This window comes from Rhodopirellula sp. JB055 (assembly GCF_043100905.1).
Classification (GTDB): Bacteria; Planctomycetota; Planctomycetia; order Pirellulales; family Pirellulaceae; genus Rhodopirellula.
Genome location: NZ_JBICHO010000599.1, coordinates 1 through 15548 on the forward strand (window position 1 = coordinate 1; position 15548 = coordinate 15548).

At 57.7% G+C, this 15548-nt stretch carries 13 protein-coding genes and 1 pseudogene; 2 read left to right on the forward strand and 12 right to left on the reverse strand.

Going from position 1 to position 15548, the window contains the following annotated elements; genetic code table 11:
• Nucleotides 1–2400, forward strand: a 2400-nt coding sequence (locus ACF8AM_RS23435; RefSeq protein ID WP_392557977.1) for an NAD(P)-binding protein, incomplete at its 5' end; no start/stop codon positions are given.
• Here ACF8AM_RS23435 and fliO read toward each other — a convergent pair.
• From fliO to mnmG, 12 genes are all read right to left on the reverse strand, one after another.
• Nucleotides 2369–3136: a flagellar biosynthetic protein FliO gene (gene fliO / locus ACF8AM_RS23440; protein ID WP_392557978.1), complete on the reverse strand. Its 768-nt coding sequence runs from the start codon at nt 3134–3136 to the stop codon at nt 2369–2371. The two genes, ACF8AM_RS23435 and fliO, sit on opposite strands and share 32 nt — an antisense overlap.
• Nucleotides 3133–3558, reverse strand: coding sequence for a flagellar motor switch protein FliN (gene fliN, locus ACF8AM_RS23445; RefSeq protein WP_392557979.1), 426 nt, complete (start codon nt 3556–3558; stop codon nt 3133–3135). The genes fliO and fliN overlap by 4 nt, the downstream gene beginning before the upstream one ends.
• Before the next feature lie 16 nt (nt 3559–3574).
• The gene (locus tag ACF8AM_RS23450; protein ID WP_392557980.1) at nt 3575–4132 is read right to left on the reverse strand and encodes a dihydrolipoamide acetyltransferase; all 558 of its coding nucleotides are present in this window, start codon (nt 4130–4132) and stop codon (nt 3575–3577) included.
• A gap of 9 nt (nt 4133–4141) precedes the next feature.
• Nucleotides 4142–4750: a flagellar motor protein MotB gene (locus tag ACF8AM_RS23455; protein WP_392557981.1), complete on the reverse strand. Its 609-nt coding sequence runs from the start codon at nt 4748–4750 to the stop codon at nt 4142–4144.
• Nucleotides 4751–4780: 30 nt separating this feature from the next.
• Nucleotides 4781–4897: a flagellar motor protein MotB gene (locus ACF8AM_RS23460; RefSeq protein WP_392557982.1), complete on the reverse strand. Its 117-nt coding sequence runs from the start codon at nt 4895–4897 to the stop codon at nt 4781–4783.
• A complete protein-coding gene (locus ACF8AM_RS23465; RefSeq protein ID WP_392557983.1) occupies nt 4897–5658 on the reverse strand; it encodes a motility protein A in 762 nt (253 codons plus the stop codon). Before ACF8AM_RS23465 ends, ACF8AM_RS23460 begins: the two co-directional genes overlap by 1 nt.
• A gap of 18 nt (nt 5659–5676) precedes the next feature.
• Nucleotides 5677–5922: a flagellar FlbD family protein gene (locus ACF8AM_RS23470; RefSeq protein WP_392557984.1), complete on the reverse strand. Its 246-nt coding sequence runs from the start codon at nt 5920–5922 to the stop codon at nt 5677–5679.
• 360 nt (nt 5923–6282) lie between these two features.
• Nucleotides 6283–7722 carry an aldehyde dehydrogenase family protein gene (locus ACF8AM_RS23475; RefSeq protein WP_392557985.1) on the reverse strand — a complete coding sequence of 480 codons (1440 nt, stop codon included), beginning with the start codon at nt 7720–7722 and terminating at the stop codon, nt 6283–6285.
• A 64-nt stretch (nt 7723–7786) separates the two neighbouring features.
• Complete coding sequence (locus ACF8AM_RS23480) at nt 7787–8929, reverse strand: hypothetical protein (protein ID WP_392557986.1); 1143 nt, start codon at nt 8927–8929, stop codon at nt 7787–7789.
• Nucleotides 8930–9085: 156 nt separating this feature from the next.
• Nucleotides 9086–10330 carry a carboxypeptidase regulatory-like domain-containing protein gene (locus tag ACF8AM_RS23485; RefSeq protein WP_392557987.1) on the reverse strand — a complete coding sequence of 415 codons (1245 nt, stop codon included), beginning with the start codon at nt 10328–10330 and terminating at the stop codon, nt 9086–9088.
• A gap of 545 nt (nt 10331–10875) precedes the next feature.
• Nucleotides 10876–11964, reverse strand: coding sequence for an SAM-dependent methyltransferase (locus ACF8AM_RS23490; RefSeq protein ID WP_392557988.1), 1089 nt, complete (start codon nt 11962–11964; stop codon nt 10876–10878).
• On the reverse strand, nt 11961–13943 hold the full coding sequence (mnmG, locus tag ACF8AM_RS23495) for a tRNA uridine-5-carboxymethylaminomethyl(34) synthesis enzyme MnmG (RefSeq protein WP_392557989.1): 1983 nt from the start codon (nt 13941–13943) through the stop codon (nt 11961–11963). Before mnmG ends, ACF8AM_RS23490 begins: the two co-directional genes overlap by 4 nt.
• 57 nt (nt 13944–14000) lie before the next feature.
• On the opposite strand from mnmG, the pseudogene ACF8AM_RS23500 reads away from it, so the two are divergent.
• Nucleotides 14001–15548: pseudogene (locus ACF8AM_RS23500) on the forward strand (hypothetical protein); the annotation flags it as partial.

Genomic DNA, 15548 nt, shown 5'->3' on the forward strand with positions numbered 1-15548 from the left:
CGGGGGCATGAGAATCCTGCTTTGGACGCAGCGATGTGGTTGGCGCATGAAAATGGTTTGCCGCTGCTGGTCTATCACGGGTTGTCCGAAAAGTACCCCTACGCATCGGATCGGCATCACGCGTTCATCATGCAGGGAGCACGCGATGTTCAGCGAGAACTGAAAGCCAAGGGAATCAATTATGCGTTTCATCTGGAGCGTCAGGGACATCGCGGTCCGCACCTGAGAGATTTGTGCCGACGAGCGGCGGTGTTGGTCAGTGAGGAAATGCCTGTTGCGCCGATTGCATGTTGGGTGGAGCGATTGCGAAGTCTTGTGACGACGCCGATCATGTTGGTTGACACGACCTGCGTTGTGCCGTCTCAGTCGATTCCAACCGTTCCCACGCGAGCCTTTGAGTTTCGACGTCTCATCCAAGATGCGTTGGCAGACCGAGTCGAGCGTCCCTATGAGGAGTTGCCTGCTGATGTTCAGCCGGCTGAGTTCACAGGGCAGTTGGGATTTGAGCCGATCGATTTTCAGGACGTTCGGTTGGCGGATTTGATTCGTCATTGCAAGATCGATCATTCCGTTGGGCCGGTCGCCGACACGCCCGGTGGGACGCGAGCTGGTTACGCTCGCTGGGATCGTTTTCGAGAGTCATCGCTGAGCAAGTACTCGGAACGCCGGAATGATGCCGACGATCCGTTGGGCGTCAGCCGTCTGAGTGGTCATTTGCACTATGGAATGGTCAGCCCATTCCGGATTGCTCGCGAAGCCGCTGCGCTGGGTGCGAAGAAGTATCTGGATGAATTGGTGGTGTGGCGGGAAATGGTGTTTCGGTTTTGCCTCGAACACGTGGAAGAGCTGGACACAATGGCGGCGATTCCAGAGTGGGCAAGAGAATCGTTGACCAAGCACGCGGACGATCCGCGTGACGAGGAACTCGATTGGGAAACGCTGGCACGCGGGAAGTCATCTCAACCGCTTTGGAATTTGGCGCAGCAGAGTTTGTTGCGGCATGGGGAACTGCATAACAATTTGCGGATGACGTGGGGCAAAGCGTTTTTGGCGATGACATCGCAGCCCTGCCAAGCGCTGGCTCAGTGCATTGACCTGAATCATCGGTACGCGATCGACGGAAGAAGCCCGATCAGTTACAGCGGCATCCTGTGGTGCTTTGGCCAGTTTGATCGTCCTTTCAAACCCGAGCAGCCCATCTTTGGGACGGTTCGCACCCGCTCCGTCGACCAGCATGCAGAACGGGTTGAGTTGCCGCGTGTTGCCCAGTGGGTGAGTCGTCCCATTGCAGCCAAATTGCCACGTGTTGCGATTGTGGGGGCGGGGCTGGGAGGATTGACCGCAGCCCGGACGCTGACGGACCACGGGTTGGAGGTGCATGTCTTTGAAAAATCGCGAGGCGTTGGCGGGAGGATGGCGACGCGACGCGCGGCAGAAGGAGACGGGTTTGATCACGGCGCTCAGTACTTCACGGTACGCGACGATCGGTTCGCGAGGCACGTACGAAGCTGGATCCATCAAGGCTTGGTCGCGCCCTGGATGCAGCCCATTGTGGAGTTGCAACCTGGCGGGGAGGTGGTGAAGGAAAAATGCGGGACGGCTCGCTACGTCGGTGTTCCTGGTATGAATGCCGTTGCCAAGCATTTGGCTGCGGACGTCACGGTGCATTTGCAAACCAAGGTGGAATCGCTGCGGCAGGTGGGAGAGCGATGGCAACTGAACTGGGCAAGCTCAGACCATCCGTCGACAGTGGAATCGGCGAAGGACAATCCGAACAACGAATTTGATTGCGTGATCGTCAATTGCCCGCCGGAGCAAGCGGCCAGCGTATTGAGCGGTCACTCTGACATTGCTGACACGGCCAAGCAGGTTGAAATGTTGCCTTGTTGGTGCCTGATGATTCGCGGGGAAGGCATGTCAGGCATGGAGTATTCAGGGGCCTTCATCAACGAAGGGCCACTGTCATGGATCGCTCGAAACGATGAGAAACCTGGGCGGGAAGTCCCCGACGAATCTACCAGTTCGTGGGTCTTGCACGCTTCCGCGGATTGGTCGCAGCAACATCTCGAGCAGGATCCCGAGTGGGTTGGTTCGCAATTGCTGCACGCAATGGAAGAGGCAACAGGACGCCGATTTACAAACGTGATCGAGCGTCAGGTTCATCGTTGGCGTTATGCCAATCCCGTCTCGCCACTGGAGACCGATTGTTTGTGGGATGCGACCACGGGCCTAGGAGCATGTGGGGACTGGTGTGGCGGCCCGCGGATCGAGGGTGCCTTCCTCAGTGGAATGGCGATGGCGGGCGCTGTGCTGCGTCACGCCACCATTGACCGTGCGGCACCTTCTACCAGTGAGTTGTTGGGGGCCACTACGCCGAAGCGAATAGCCGACGTGGTTTAGCCGGTGGGGGTGAGACGGCAGGGCGTTCGACGAACCCGGACGCCACTGGCTCACTTTCGATTTGACGCATGGTTTGTTCGAAGACCGCTCGTGCTTCGGAAGAGCAACTCGCGATCAACTCACGGACTTCGTCGGGATCCGTGACCTCTGAAATTGGCGTGACGCCGGAAGCCGTTTGGCTGAGTACCAGCACGCGACGACCACATTTGACGAGCACCAGTTTGGTGCGTGGGTCGAGCATCATGTGCCCGAGTGGACTGAGGGTGGACGCGGAAAGCGGTTTGGACGCGGCGGATCCACCTCCAAATCGGCGACTGACCCAAACAAGACCACAGAACAACGCCAGCACGATGGCAAGACTGGATCCAACCGTGACCAGTGGGGCGATGTTTTTTGACCGAGAGGATTCGCCATCGGGCGACAATTCGATTCCCGAACCTTGGCGTTCCGATGGCAGTTGGTAAGCAGATGAATCTGATTGATTTTCGCCCATCGACAGGGCAGGGAATCCACGCCCGACAACCTTGGGTGGTTCTGGTGACGCGGTGCGTGAGGGCAGGACATCGGCCGCGTAAGTGGAGTCGGCGTTGTTGCCGTAGGAGGAGTCAAAGCCGTAGCCTTCATCAGCCGCCGCAACGCCGCGAGCGCAACAGCAGGCCAAGAGGGCAACCAGGACGGAAGTGGCAGGGGTGATTTTGACAGAAGCTTTGGCAGCCACACGGAGCACATTCGTCATGACGCAGCTCCAACCAGTTCGGTCACACGAACGCAGAAGTTGTCATTCATGACCAAGACTTCTCCGCGTGCAATCATGCGTCCGTTCACGTAGATGTCGACGGGGTCACCCGCCAGTTTGTCCAAAGCGACCACACTGCCAGGACGCAAACGCAGGACTTCTTCGAGCCGCATCTGGGTGCGTCCCAATTCGATCCGGAGGTCCATTTCCACTTCGCCGAGTAAATCGACATCGTGGGCTGCTTCGCCGAGCGAGTTGGGAGATAGATCGCCTAGAGCGAAAGGTCGAGGGACATCCCGCTGATCGCTTTCTTTGTCGCCTGTCGCCGCTGCGAGGGACTGGGACGCTTCATTGAGCAACGCCTCAATATCATCTGTATTGAGTTGTTCGCTGGATTCCGTTTGATTCTCCGTCTCGCTCACGATCGTCCACTCCGTGTCACTCCTCGATGAGCTGGTATTCGTGAAACCCGACTCCCAGCAGTAAATCTTCGTCCAGAAGATGATTACATGTCGTCAAAATTCGACGCTGTAACAAGCCCAATTGGTTGTCTTGTAGTTCAGGAAGTTCGCTATTTCGGATTTTCATTCGAATCGCGTGCCGAAGCCGCCCGTTTTTCGCGGTGAATTCCTTCGTCATTTTTTCCTGGTTTTTCTTGCGAATCAGCCCGTACAACCTGAGCTCGACTCGAAAGGACCGCTCTGTTTCGATGGGGCTGAAGGTCTCGCCGAAGGTTCCCAGGTCGAATTCAATTTCCCGATTTTCGTCGGAGAGTTCCTCTTCTGCCTTTTCGGCGCCTTCTTGGACGGACTGAATCAACTCGGCTTCAGCCAGGGCGCTGACTTGTTCCGCGCTGGGGACCAGAAAGAAGAACATCCCGGTTTCCAGTACGACCACCATCCCCACAAACAGCACGATCAGGCTGGTGTTGCTGCGAGGTTTCGCCGGGGCATCTTCCAGTTCCGGTTTGCCGTCGTTTTTAGTTTCATCGGCCATCGGTTTGCCTTAAGCCTTTGGACCTTGGATTTTGGAATCGGAATCGGAGGTCCCTTTGGGGTCCTCTACTGTTTCATCGAGCAAGAACACTTCGACACGCGAGTCGTTGCCGAATTTAGTGGTCGTCGCGTTGCGGGTGATTGGTTCGGTTGCTTCGGCTGAGGAGACTCGGAAGCGATCGGAGGCAATGCCTTCTTGCGACACCAAGTACCGTTTGACCGCGGCGGCCCGTCGGATCGCCAGCAGCATGCCTTCATCGGTACCAATGGTACGAGCAGCAAACTCAGCCGAAACGTGTCCACGGACTTCGATTCGTTGAGGTTTGCCACGAAGTTGTTTCGCGGTTTGCTGCAGGATGCGTTGACTGGCGGGAGTCAGCCTGTCGCTACCCACTTCAAAGAACACGACGCTGCCCACCGCGGTCATGTTGCCGGGGCGGATGATACGGACGTGTTGTTCTTCGCCAACGGGGGCTTTTTCGGGAACGCCACCTTTGGCGGTGTCTTTTTTCTTGGCTCGCCCCGTGGTGGAGAGCACCGAGAATTCCGCTGATCGCGGTTTGGAGTCTCCCGGTGCCAAGGCATCGAGTGTTCGTTTGTAACCGAATTGTTGCTGCATCGAGTCGACGAGTGCCTGGTACGTGTCCTCTTATTTGATCTCACTGAGTGAGACCAGCATGATGAAGAACGTCAGCAACAAACTCATCATGTCGCCGAATGTAACCACCCATTCCGGGATGCCCATTTCTTCTGGTTCATCGTCCATTACTGCAGTTCCCGTTGTTTGGCTGGTAGGTAGGTTTGCAGTTTCTGGTCGATTGCTCGGGGGCTTTCACCTGATTGAATCGCCATGACGCCGCGAATCGCGATTTCCATGCTGAGTTGTTCGTTGCGGCTCATCAGGCCCAGTTTTTCAGCAAAGGGACTGAAGAACACATTGGCGACGATGGCCCCGTACAGTGTTGTGATCAGAGCCACGGCCATCCCGGCACCAATCCCCGAAGGATCGGACATGTCTTGAAGCATCATGATCAGCCCCATCAAGGTTCCGATCATGCCATACGCGGGAGCGAATCGACCGAGTTGATCCATGATCGATTTGCCCTCGCGGTGACGCATCGCCATGCCAGCGACTTCGGTGCGAAGGACCTCTTCGACAATTTCCGGTGCGGTTCCGTCGACGGCCATTTGCAGGCCGGTTTTCACCAGTGCGTTGTCGATTTCGCCGATCTTGGATTCCAGTGCCAACAGGCCATCGCGGCGGGCGACTTCTGCGAGTTCGACGATGGATTTGATCAACGCCAAGCGGTCTTCGCCTTTGTTCAAGATCACCTTCAAAGCGATGATCGGGCTCTTCATGATCGATCCCATCGGGAAGCAGATCAAAGCGGCTGCGAAGGCACCTCCCACCACCACCAAACCCGACGGAATGTCGATGAAGGCGGAGAAGGGGGCGCTACCGAGCAGGATCGAAACAAGGATCAAGCCGATCGCGAAAATCAGACCGAGCAGACTGGCGATGTCCATTGGATTGGTTTCTTCGAACTAGGGTGTCGTGTGGAGGTTGGAATCCGTTGGTGCTGGACCAAGCGTGGATGGCATCGGCGGCAAGAAGTGTTTGCGCTGTTGGTATTCGATGGAGCGATCGACGACTTCGTCCATCGTTTCGATGACTGCCAAGCGTTCCCCGTTGAGCAGCGTCACGAAGGTGTCGCCACGTCGTTCGACGTATCGAATCAGTTCCGCGTTGAGAACAAAGGCTTCGCCATCGAGTCGAGTGAGCTTGATCATGTTCGGCGTACCCCTCGGTTTCAGTGGACCATTCGCTTCGGCGACCAACTCGTACGATCGTTCATGATGCTGGTGATCGAGATTGGTCTGCTGAAAGGTAGGTCACATTTGTGGGCAAGCGACAACAGGCGTGCGTTTCTTGGGGTGTTTTCGCAACACGTCGGCGCAACCGGAACAACCTCTGCAATCGCAACGGTGCGGAACGCCTTCACGGACCGGTTGGCCTCTGGGGGCTGGTTCCGACTGGCGGGACAAAAGAAAACGCCGCGAAAGCAAGCTTTCGCGGCGTTGATGCAAGTTTCGATGACCGGCAACTCTGCGAGTCGTTCGGCGATTCTGCCCGCTGATCGGGCCGTTGGTTCAGACGCTGGTTTTGGCCGGCATCGGTTCGATTTGATAGGCGCGATTGGTGAACAGGAACTCAATGATGTTCCCTTCGTGCGGTTGCAACCAATTCAAGCGGTTTGTCGGCAGCGGGCCGATGTTCAATCGGTCGATGTCCACGCATCGCGATGCGTCTTCGATGAATTTTTGATCCGATGTGATCACGGTTCCGATCAACGAGGTGCCAATGCGAGAAAGCATTTGGTCTTGCGGGCATTCCACGACGCTGACGAACGGGAACATGTATTCCTTGGACGCGACGCCTCGGTCGGGTGAATCAGCGTGCAGCACCATGGGACGCAGGTACGCGCAGTGCTCGCGTTCAATCAGTTTCTCGCCGTATTCAGCGGTCATGTCGGTGACGCCGCTTTCGGCCAAGTCCTGCTGAACCATGGCGTAGGTTCCCGTGGCCATCGCGGGAACCGTGAAGGCCGCCAATTGGGCTTCTGGATCACTTGGCGGACGGACGTCGACTGGGCCGATGCGTTCGGCAATCGCGGCCGCGATTTCGCGGGTGTGCCGGCTGGCCCAAATTCCGGAGCAGTTGATGCAACTGCGACCCGAATTGCTGAGCACGCTTTCCACCATCACATCCAAGAACATTTCCCAATCGTCAACAATGTCGTCGCCAAGCAGGATCTTGGAGAACCCAGGCCCGTGTGGTTGAACCTTGGGGTTGCCAGCATGTTGAGCGATCGTTTGAGCGCTGCCGAAGATCATGCTGCGCGATGTCTTGGACATGATCGCTCCACCAGCGTCATGTCCGCCGGGGTACAAACCAAAGGCCGCGGCAGGAACACCGGCTTCGATAAAGGCGGATACCATTCGATAAGGCGTCCAGGGTTCTTGCGAACCCGGTTTGAGAGCCAGCCCAATCTGCAGCGGAATCGCAGGCAGCCACAGCGTATGAACGCCAGGCGAATTGTTGGGAAGGATCGCACCGAGGATCGGCGTTTGAGCTTGGTAGCTGACCGTCACGCCGCGGCCTTCTTCGCCGTAGCCTTTGGACAGGATCGAAAGATCCAAACCACGGGTCAGGCAATCGAGGATCTGTTCCATGTTGCTGAGCACGAAGCTGTTCTTGGTCATGTTCGACCGGCACATGTGCTCGGGCAGTCCGGTGCTGGCCGATTGTTGATGAATGAAGTCATCCACCGTTTGCTGCGAGTCACCGACCGGCAAAGCGGCGCTCTCAAACAACTCGGCTGCCTTGCGGCACATTTGCAGCAGGTCGCTGGTGGGCACCTCCAGCAAGGCTTCGCGAGCTTTATGAGCCACTCGCAAATCGCGGCCGACAATGCCTCCGCCAACCGTGCCGATGCGTGCGATCGGTTCACCAGTGTCGAAGTGAACAACGTCGTTGAAATCGAGGGACTCGTATTGTTTGCCCCAACGAAGAGGATTCAGTGTGATCATAGAAGTCGAAATGAAATCGGAGGTTGAGCGAGAGGGAGGTTGATGAGCCGATCAGTGGCGTCGATCAATAGACGCCGACTGTTGTGGCGCTCGCCAATTCGTGGAACGGACGCACGCCACTGACACCATCCCAGGGATAGGTATCAAATGGCTGTTCGCGTTCGCCTTCGTCACGTTCCATGAACCCTGGCACAAAGAATTCATCCGTCAGCGTGTACAGCTTCACGCGGCCGGTTTCCCCGTAGCCCACTTTCGTGTTGTAGTCATCGAACTGCACCACTTCGGTGACGGCTCGTGGTTGGGGGGCGTAGTAGCTGATCTTGTAACCGTCCGCGGCATTGATGGGTTTGCTGCAGGCGAGCCCCATCAAGGTGTTTCCGTAAGTGGGGGTCATGAAGACACCGCCTTCTTCGGGAGAGCCACCCAGCATTTCCTCAACGGCGAAGCGAGTCCATTGGGGAGTGAACTCCGTGCCACCGGAGAAGATTCCTTTGATGCCGACTTCCGCCAGGGAGGTGCCTTTTTCTTCGAGCCCTTCGCTCAAAGATTCAAGCAACTTGGGCGTGGCAAACATGCACTTCACATCGTGGCCGGCGGTCAGGATTGTGATCGCCTGATCGATGCAGTGTTTCTTGTATTCCTCAAGATGTTCCATCCAGCCTTTCTTGATCAACTTCACGACCCAGCGGGGGTCCAAGTCGATGCAGAAGCAGATGCCGCCGCGATGTTGAGCGAGGTGTTCGACTGCCAAACGCAAGCGACGCGGGCCACTTGGGCCAAGCATCAACCAGTTCGAGCCTTTGGGGAAATGTTCGTCCGGCAGCGTGTCGCTGAACAGTTCGTAATCTTTCCAGTGATCCTCGATCACCATTCGGCTTTTGGGGATGCCGGTCGTCCCACCGGTTTCAAAGACATAAACCGGTTTGCCCGCATGTCCTTTGGGGACCCAGCGATTGATGGGGCCACCACGCAGCCATTCATCTTCAAAGTGCGGGAACTTCTTCAGGTCATCGAACGATTTCACATCCGTGAGCGGGTCGAAGTTGAGTTCCGCCTTTTTTTCCAACCAGAACGGAGAGCCCGTTTCATCGCTGAAGTGCCAATGCACTGTCTTGAGCGTGTGTTCGTTGAGTTGATCGAGTGCCTTGGCCGCAGCGGCTTGGACTTCGGGGTCGATTGGGGCGGGAGCACCTTCAACAAGACTCATGGGGGCCTCAGGTGGGAATGGGGCGAGAGGAGGGGGAAGATCAGAGTTTCGAGCATTATGCCAGAAAGGCAAGGTGCCGACGATCGGCGCATGAAAAAAGGCCGCGGGTTGAGACGGTCCCGCGACCTTTGATGTTAGTTCAGATCAAAAAGATGATCAGGGAACAAGTGGGCTGGCAGGTGGTGGTGGAAAGACGTTGTTGTCGTCATCGTCATCCAAAGCGGCTGCAACGATGCCCAAACCGGCCAACGAAGCGATTCCGCCCAGTCCGCCGCCGAAGCCACCGCCTCCGCCGCCACCAGCGTATCCGCCACCGCCAGCGAATCCGCCGCCACCGACAGGGTTACCGAACGAGTCCACTGGGTTGCCGAAGGCGTCCACGGGAGCACCGAGGCCGTCTTCGACGATCATGCCTTCATCGACGATGGTTTCTTCGACGACGATCGATTCACCGATCACGACTTCGTTGCAAGCTTCGATTGCCATTGGCAACGGAGCGACTTGCATGGCGAATTGAGTGCAACAGCAGCAGCAGTTGTTTTGGCGGTGACCAAATCCAACGAACGTTTCGCCACTTGCGTTGACCATGGCGGTTTCTGCGTTGGCAGTTGCTTCGTCGACCAGTTCGAAACCAGCCATGCCCAAACCGGACAAGCCAATTGCCAAGATCGAGTATTCACCGGCTTCGACGCCTGCGAATTCGAACGATCCGTCACGGTTGCTCACAACACGGTCGATGGTTTCGCCGTCGTGAATCAAGAAGATGTTCAACAATCCAGCGTCCGTCAGGCTGCGTCCTTCTGCACCAGCCATGTGGATGCGGCCTTTCATGCCACCGTTGGTTTGGGCGACGCGGAACAGGTTCTCGCCAACGACTTGGCTCGAGATGCCCTTCAGGTCCGCTTTGGCAATCGAAGTCAAGCTGTCTTTGCCGGCAGGTGGCAAGTAGCGAATGATCGACGATTTGATGATCGAGTAGTCGATGCCAGCCGCAGCGATTTCAGCGGTCTTGGGATACATCTCCGACGATGCCATGTCGTCGCTGACAACGTGCATTGCACAGCAAGCGAAGACCCCGTCAGCACGAGCGGACAAGGCGTAAACCCCAGGGTTCACGTCGCTGAAAGTGAATTCGCCTTCGGCGTTGCTCTTCGAACGCAAGGTCTTTCCCGATGCGTCGGTCATCACGACGGTCGCATCCGCAATCGTTTCCGAGGTTCCGTCAGTCGATGGGAGAATCAAACGACCCGAGAGTTCGCCAGCAACAGCAGGGTTCACCCACTGAGGAACTGTCAGGTGATTGTTCAGTTTGACGTTTGAATCCTGCGAGGTCGAATCTTGAGCGACGGCGACGGTCATCGTCATCGCGAGCATGCCGGCGAAGGCAGCAAAGCGTTTCATGGTGTGTCTCTGGTTAGGGTGTCTCAATTGCCTAAAATTCATCTGTCATCGAAAGCAGAGATGGATTCTCCGCCTCCTTGCCCAACAGTCTTGTCAGAATCAACCTAAAAGTCACGGCAAAATCACCGAGAAAATCAAATTCATGGAAGATTGGGTAAGTTGTGCGAACGAAGTGTAGGCAGGATGAGGGGAAGGGACAAGATTCGTTGTGTGAAAGATGGATGAATAGATCGGGGCGCTCCCTTACCGCGATCTTGTGTTGCTTGTGCACGGATTCCCAGAGGAGGGGGTGTTTAAATACTTTCTTGGGTTGGTCGGGCTGCTTTTGAGTGGTGTTTCGCCAGGCGTTGAGCGACTCACGCCCGGAATGCAGTTGGGAAGCTGGGACACCAGGCCTTCTGATTTGGCTGGATCGGAAAAACACTCGAAAAGAAGCGAATGCTGGGGGTTCCCTCTCGAGTGTCACTGGCATCCAGATTTCAGGGCGTGATGTCACTGGAGGGTCGGTTTGCAGGAGGACACTTTGGAATCGGCTGTGTCACCACTCAGGAGGGCATCGTCACGGCGACGCAGACTTCGCAGCGGTTGCGAGCCAATTGGCGGACTTCCAGACGTTCGATTCCCCAGGTGCGAATGAAATTGCACCAGCGTTCGACGTGCGTCGCGTTTTCGTATTCCCCCAGTTTCATTGTGATCAGTAGACCACGGAAACTCGTTTCGCGACTGTCCACCATGTTGCGGACGGTGCTGAGCGTGGCGTCCGGTTTGACTGTCGAGTCGACCAGCAACCACTTGGCGCCGCGAAAAACTCGTCTTGGCAGGTCACCTGCTCGGGCGGGGTAGTGGATGAATCGGGGGTGGTCGGCGATTCGCGGGTCCATCTCGGCTGGGTCGACGCCGATGACTTGCATGCCCAGTTCCAGCAATCGGCCGCAGGCTCCTCCGGGAGCACTTCCGACTTCCACGGCCAAATCACCCGGTCGCATGTCGAATCCACTCCAAGCGATCGATTCTGCCGCTTTGAAGTAGGCGCGGGAAATCGGTTCGTAGGCCGGCTTGATGGGTTGAACACCGCCCGGCCAGCGTGTCGGCAGCGTGGTCGATTCGTGAGTGCCGAAGAACCACTGCGAGGGATCAACCAACACGACGTCCAGGATTCGTTGGCCGTTCTCGGCAATTTGATTTGGTCGAGCACACAGCAATCCTGGGCCTTCGGAGGTTGAACCATCGTGCAGAGCGGACCAGATCTCGTCAGCAACCGCCGCGGAGACTTCGTCGATGCCGGGTTCAAAATCGAATCGACCGATCGCCGTCCGGTCTCGTGGCCAAACATGCAATTGGTCGAATGGCACCTTCTCGGACGCGATCGAGTGTTGCAGCTTCTGAATCATCTCGGACGAGTGATTGCCTTTGGCGGATCCAAGCGATCGAGACGCGGTGCGAATGAAGACCCCGGTAGGTGGTTGTCGATTTTGATCGTGCTTGGCGGTGACAAATCCCGGACGCGAAAAAGCGAGTCGCCATCCTTCGCTGGCAATTTGTTCTTTGACCAAGGTCTCCGCGCCGTGGGCGCAGCACATCATTGCGAAGGAGCTTTTTTGATTGGGGCTTGGCGTCTTTGGATCGGCGGTCAATGGGAATCCGAAGCTGAGGAGTGGGGTTGAGCGATGTCGTCCGACGCCGCGGAGGAGTTCGCTTGCGAGAGCGAATTGTTTTCGAGGTGAGCGAGCACGAGTGCCAAGTCGGCTGGTGTGATGCCGCTGATCCGTTTGGCTTGTCCCAAGTTCAACGGGCGAATCTTGGCAAGTTTTTCTTTCGCTTCGTTTCGAAGCGGCCCGATCCGGTCGTAGTCAAACGAAACGGGAATCGCCTTTTCGGCGTGACGCGATTGCTTGTGGACTTCCGCTTGTTGGCGATCGATGTAGCCGGCGTACTTGACGTCGATGGCACATTGTTCGGCAGCCGCTCGGCCAATGCTGGTCAGTTCAGGGACTTGCTCGGCGATCACATCCCAGGTCACCTCGGGACGACGCAGGTAGACGTCGCCGCGAACGGCTGGACCAGATTCGGGTTGGACTTTGGCTTGTTGTAGCAGCTTGGTCCCGCGTTCAATTTCGGCCAGCTTTTGATGGAACCGTTCGCGGCGATCGGCGTCGATCAGTCCCAGTTCATCGGCTTGAGCGGTCAGCCGACGGTCGGCGTTGTCTTGCCGCAGCAGCAACCGATATTCAGCGCGGCTGGTGAACATTCGGTAGGGCTCGTCCGTGCCGCTGGTCACCAAATCGTCGACCAACACGCCGATGTAAGCGTCTTGCCGGGAAGGCACCCATGGCGTTTTCGAGGCAGCCGAGCGAGCGGCGTTCAGGCCCGCGATCAAGCCCTGGCCGGCGGCTTCTTCGTACCCTGTTGTGCCGTTGATTTGGCCGGCAAAAAACAGACCCGTGACGGCTTTGGATTCCAGGTGCGGCCACAACTGAGTCGGCGGGCAGTAGTCGTATTCGACGGCGTACCCGTATCGCATGATCGCGGCGTTTTCCAAACCGGGAATGCAGCGGAACATCGCGTCTTGAACGTCCCGTGGCAGGCTGGTCGAGATGCCGTTGACGTACACCTCGCAGGTTTGTCGGCCTTCGGGTTCAAGGAACAATTGGTGGCTGGATTTGTCAGCAAAGCGAACGACTTTGTCTTCGATGGAGGGGCAATAGCGGGGTCCGCGGGAATCGATTTGGCCGCTGTACATCGGGGCACGATCCAAGTTCGCTCGGATCAGATCGTGCACGCGTTCGTTGGTGTGCGCGATGTGGCAAGCCATTTGGGGCAAGCCGATGGTATCGTTGAGGTAGCTGAACGGCTGCGGGTCATCGTCACCGGGTTGCTCTTCCAATCCCGAGTAATCGATCGTGCGAGCGTTGAGCCGCGGCGGTGTGCCTGTTTTGAACCGATCCAACGTGAAGCCCATTCGGTTCAGCGCGCCGCTGAGTCCGGCGGTGGTGCCTTCGCCGGCTCGACCGCCCGCGGATTGCGACTTGCCGGTGTGCATGATCGCTTGCAAGAACGTGCCGGTCGTCAGGATCACCGTGGGGGCGTGATAGACCGCGTCGCCGCGAACCCGGACACCGACGACTCGCTGGGTTGCCAAGCGGTCTTGTCCGTCGGCTATCGGTTCGGTGATCAAGTCCTCGACCGTTTCTTGGCGTAGGTCGAGATTGGGCTGGGTTTCGATTCGATACTTGATGAAGTTTTGATAGGCCTTTTTGTCCGCTTGTGCCCGCGGGCTGTGCATCGCCGGGCCTTTGCGGCGGTTGAGCATCCGAAATTGGATGCCCGTGGCGTCGATCGCTTCGCCCATCAAGCCACCCAGAGCGTCGACTTCGCGAACGATTTGTCCTTTGGCGACGCCGCCGATGGCTGGGTTGCAGGACATCTGCCCGACCGTGTCCAGATTCGTCGTCAGGAGAGCGGTTTTGGCGCCCAGACGAGCGGCAGCAGCGGCCGCCTCGGTTCCCGCGTGGCCGGCTCCGATGACGACGACATCGTAGTCATAGCGATTTTGAGGATTGTTCGTGGTCAATGGTTGAAGTCCACAGTCGGGAAAAGCCGATGTTCGAAACACGGATTGTCTATGCGCGGTGCGCTCAAAATTCACGCCCAAACAGATTCTGACCAAACCATGCGATTTGACCAGCACCAAAGTCGATTGATCCGTCGCTCAGCCGCGTTTCAGCGTGCTTTGATTGCGGTCGCCGCCGTGGCGGGATTCGCCGGCGGCGCGGTGACGGAATCGCAGGTCACGTCGGCTCAGGAAGTGGTCGATGTGGTCATGAATTCGGACTCGTTCCAAATTCCCTTCAACATTGCGACGGCTGGGACGGCACCTGCGGAGGTGCAATTGTACGTGGCGGTCCCTGCAAACCAACCCAATCCAGCCGATCTGTCAGAAACAACTCCGGGGAGCTCGCGCGAACCACACTCGGTGCCGTCCCCTCAAGCCAACCCCTACGCGGAAGTTGGCACGCGGAATCTATCGGGTGTGGCACCCGGCCAATGGAAACTGCTCGATCGCCAGCCACCTGACGCTCGCCAGTTTCACATTCGCGAATCAGGTGAAGGGACGTTTTGGTTCGCAACTCGAACGTTGGATGTCAACGGGCGTCCGTATCCACCGGGGCCGATCGTTCCCGAATTGAAAGTGGTGGTGGACACGGAGGGGCCCAAAATCGATCTGCGTGCCGACGCGGATGCGGATGGACGAGTGGTCGCCAAGTTTTCGATTCAAGATGCCACCGAAGTCCGTCAATTGACGGTCCACTATGTCACCGACACGACTCGCCGTTGGCAACTGGCAACATTGGAACGAGAAGGAAACATCGGCCGGTTGCAATTGCATCCCGAGGACGATTGGAAGCAATTGTCGCTGCGTCTGCGGGCGCTGGATCAAGCGGGGAACGAAACGATCGTCAGCGAACTGGTTCAAAAACCGCGGGTCGCGTCGAAAGCCACCACGCGGTTTGCATCCGGACCCAGCGGTTATGGTCCCTCGTTTGGGCAGGGGATTTTTCAAGGGTTTGGCGATCTGCCCGGCGGAGCGTCTCATTCCAACGACGGGCCCGCCTCACTGGATGGACCCGAGATGCTGCCTTTGCCCCCGGGGATGATGTCGGAACCGGTCGGCCCGGAAGCGGCAGGTGCCCCTGGCGGCGGAACACAGTCGGCGGGACAGTCGGCGGGACAGTCGGGCCTGCCTCAGGCGGGGGCGTTTGGCGGTGTGGAAGACATTCGGACTCCCAAAGCAGAGGATTTGCCCGCACCCCATCGCCCGCAAACACCTGCCGAGGCGATGCGTCCGCTGGATGCACCGGCTGCTCCGAGCCAAAAGCCGGCTCCGGGTGCCGACACACCGCTGCTGCCCAGTCCGCAAAATTCCAGTCCGCAAATGCCCGCGCCGCAAGGGCCTGCCGCTCCGCTTCCTTCACAAGGACTCGGCAGTGGTTCCTCCGCCTTGGAGCCCGAGACGCCATTCCATGCGGGGCCATCGATGCCCGAGTCGATTCCCGCGCCAACAGGTCTCAACACAAACGCGCCGTCGCAGTTGAACGCTCCGGAACCGAATTCTCCGGTCGACAAAATTCAAAGTTCAAAGGAGCCGGTGCAGTCGCCTTGGTCGCCGATCACCAACGATCGCGATCGTCGCGATCCGTTGTCGAGCGGCAGTGCTGCT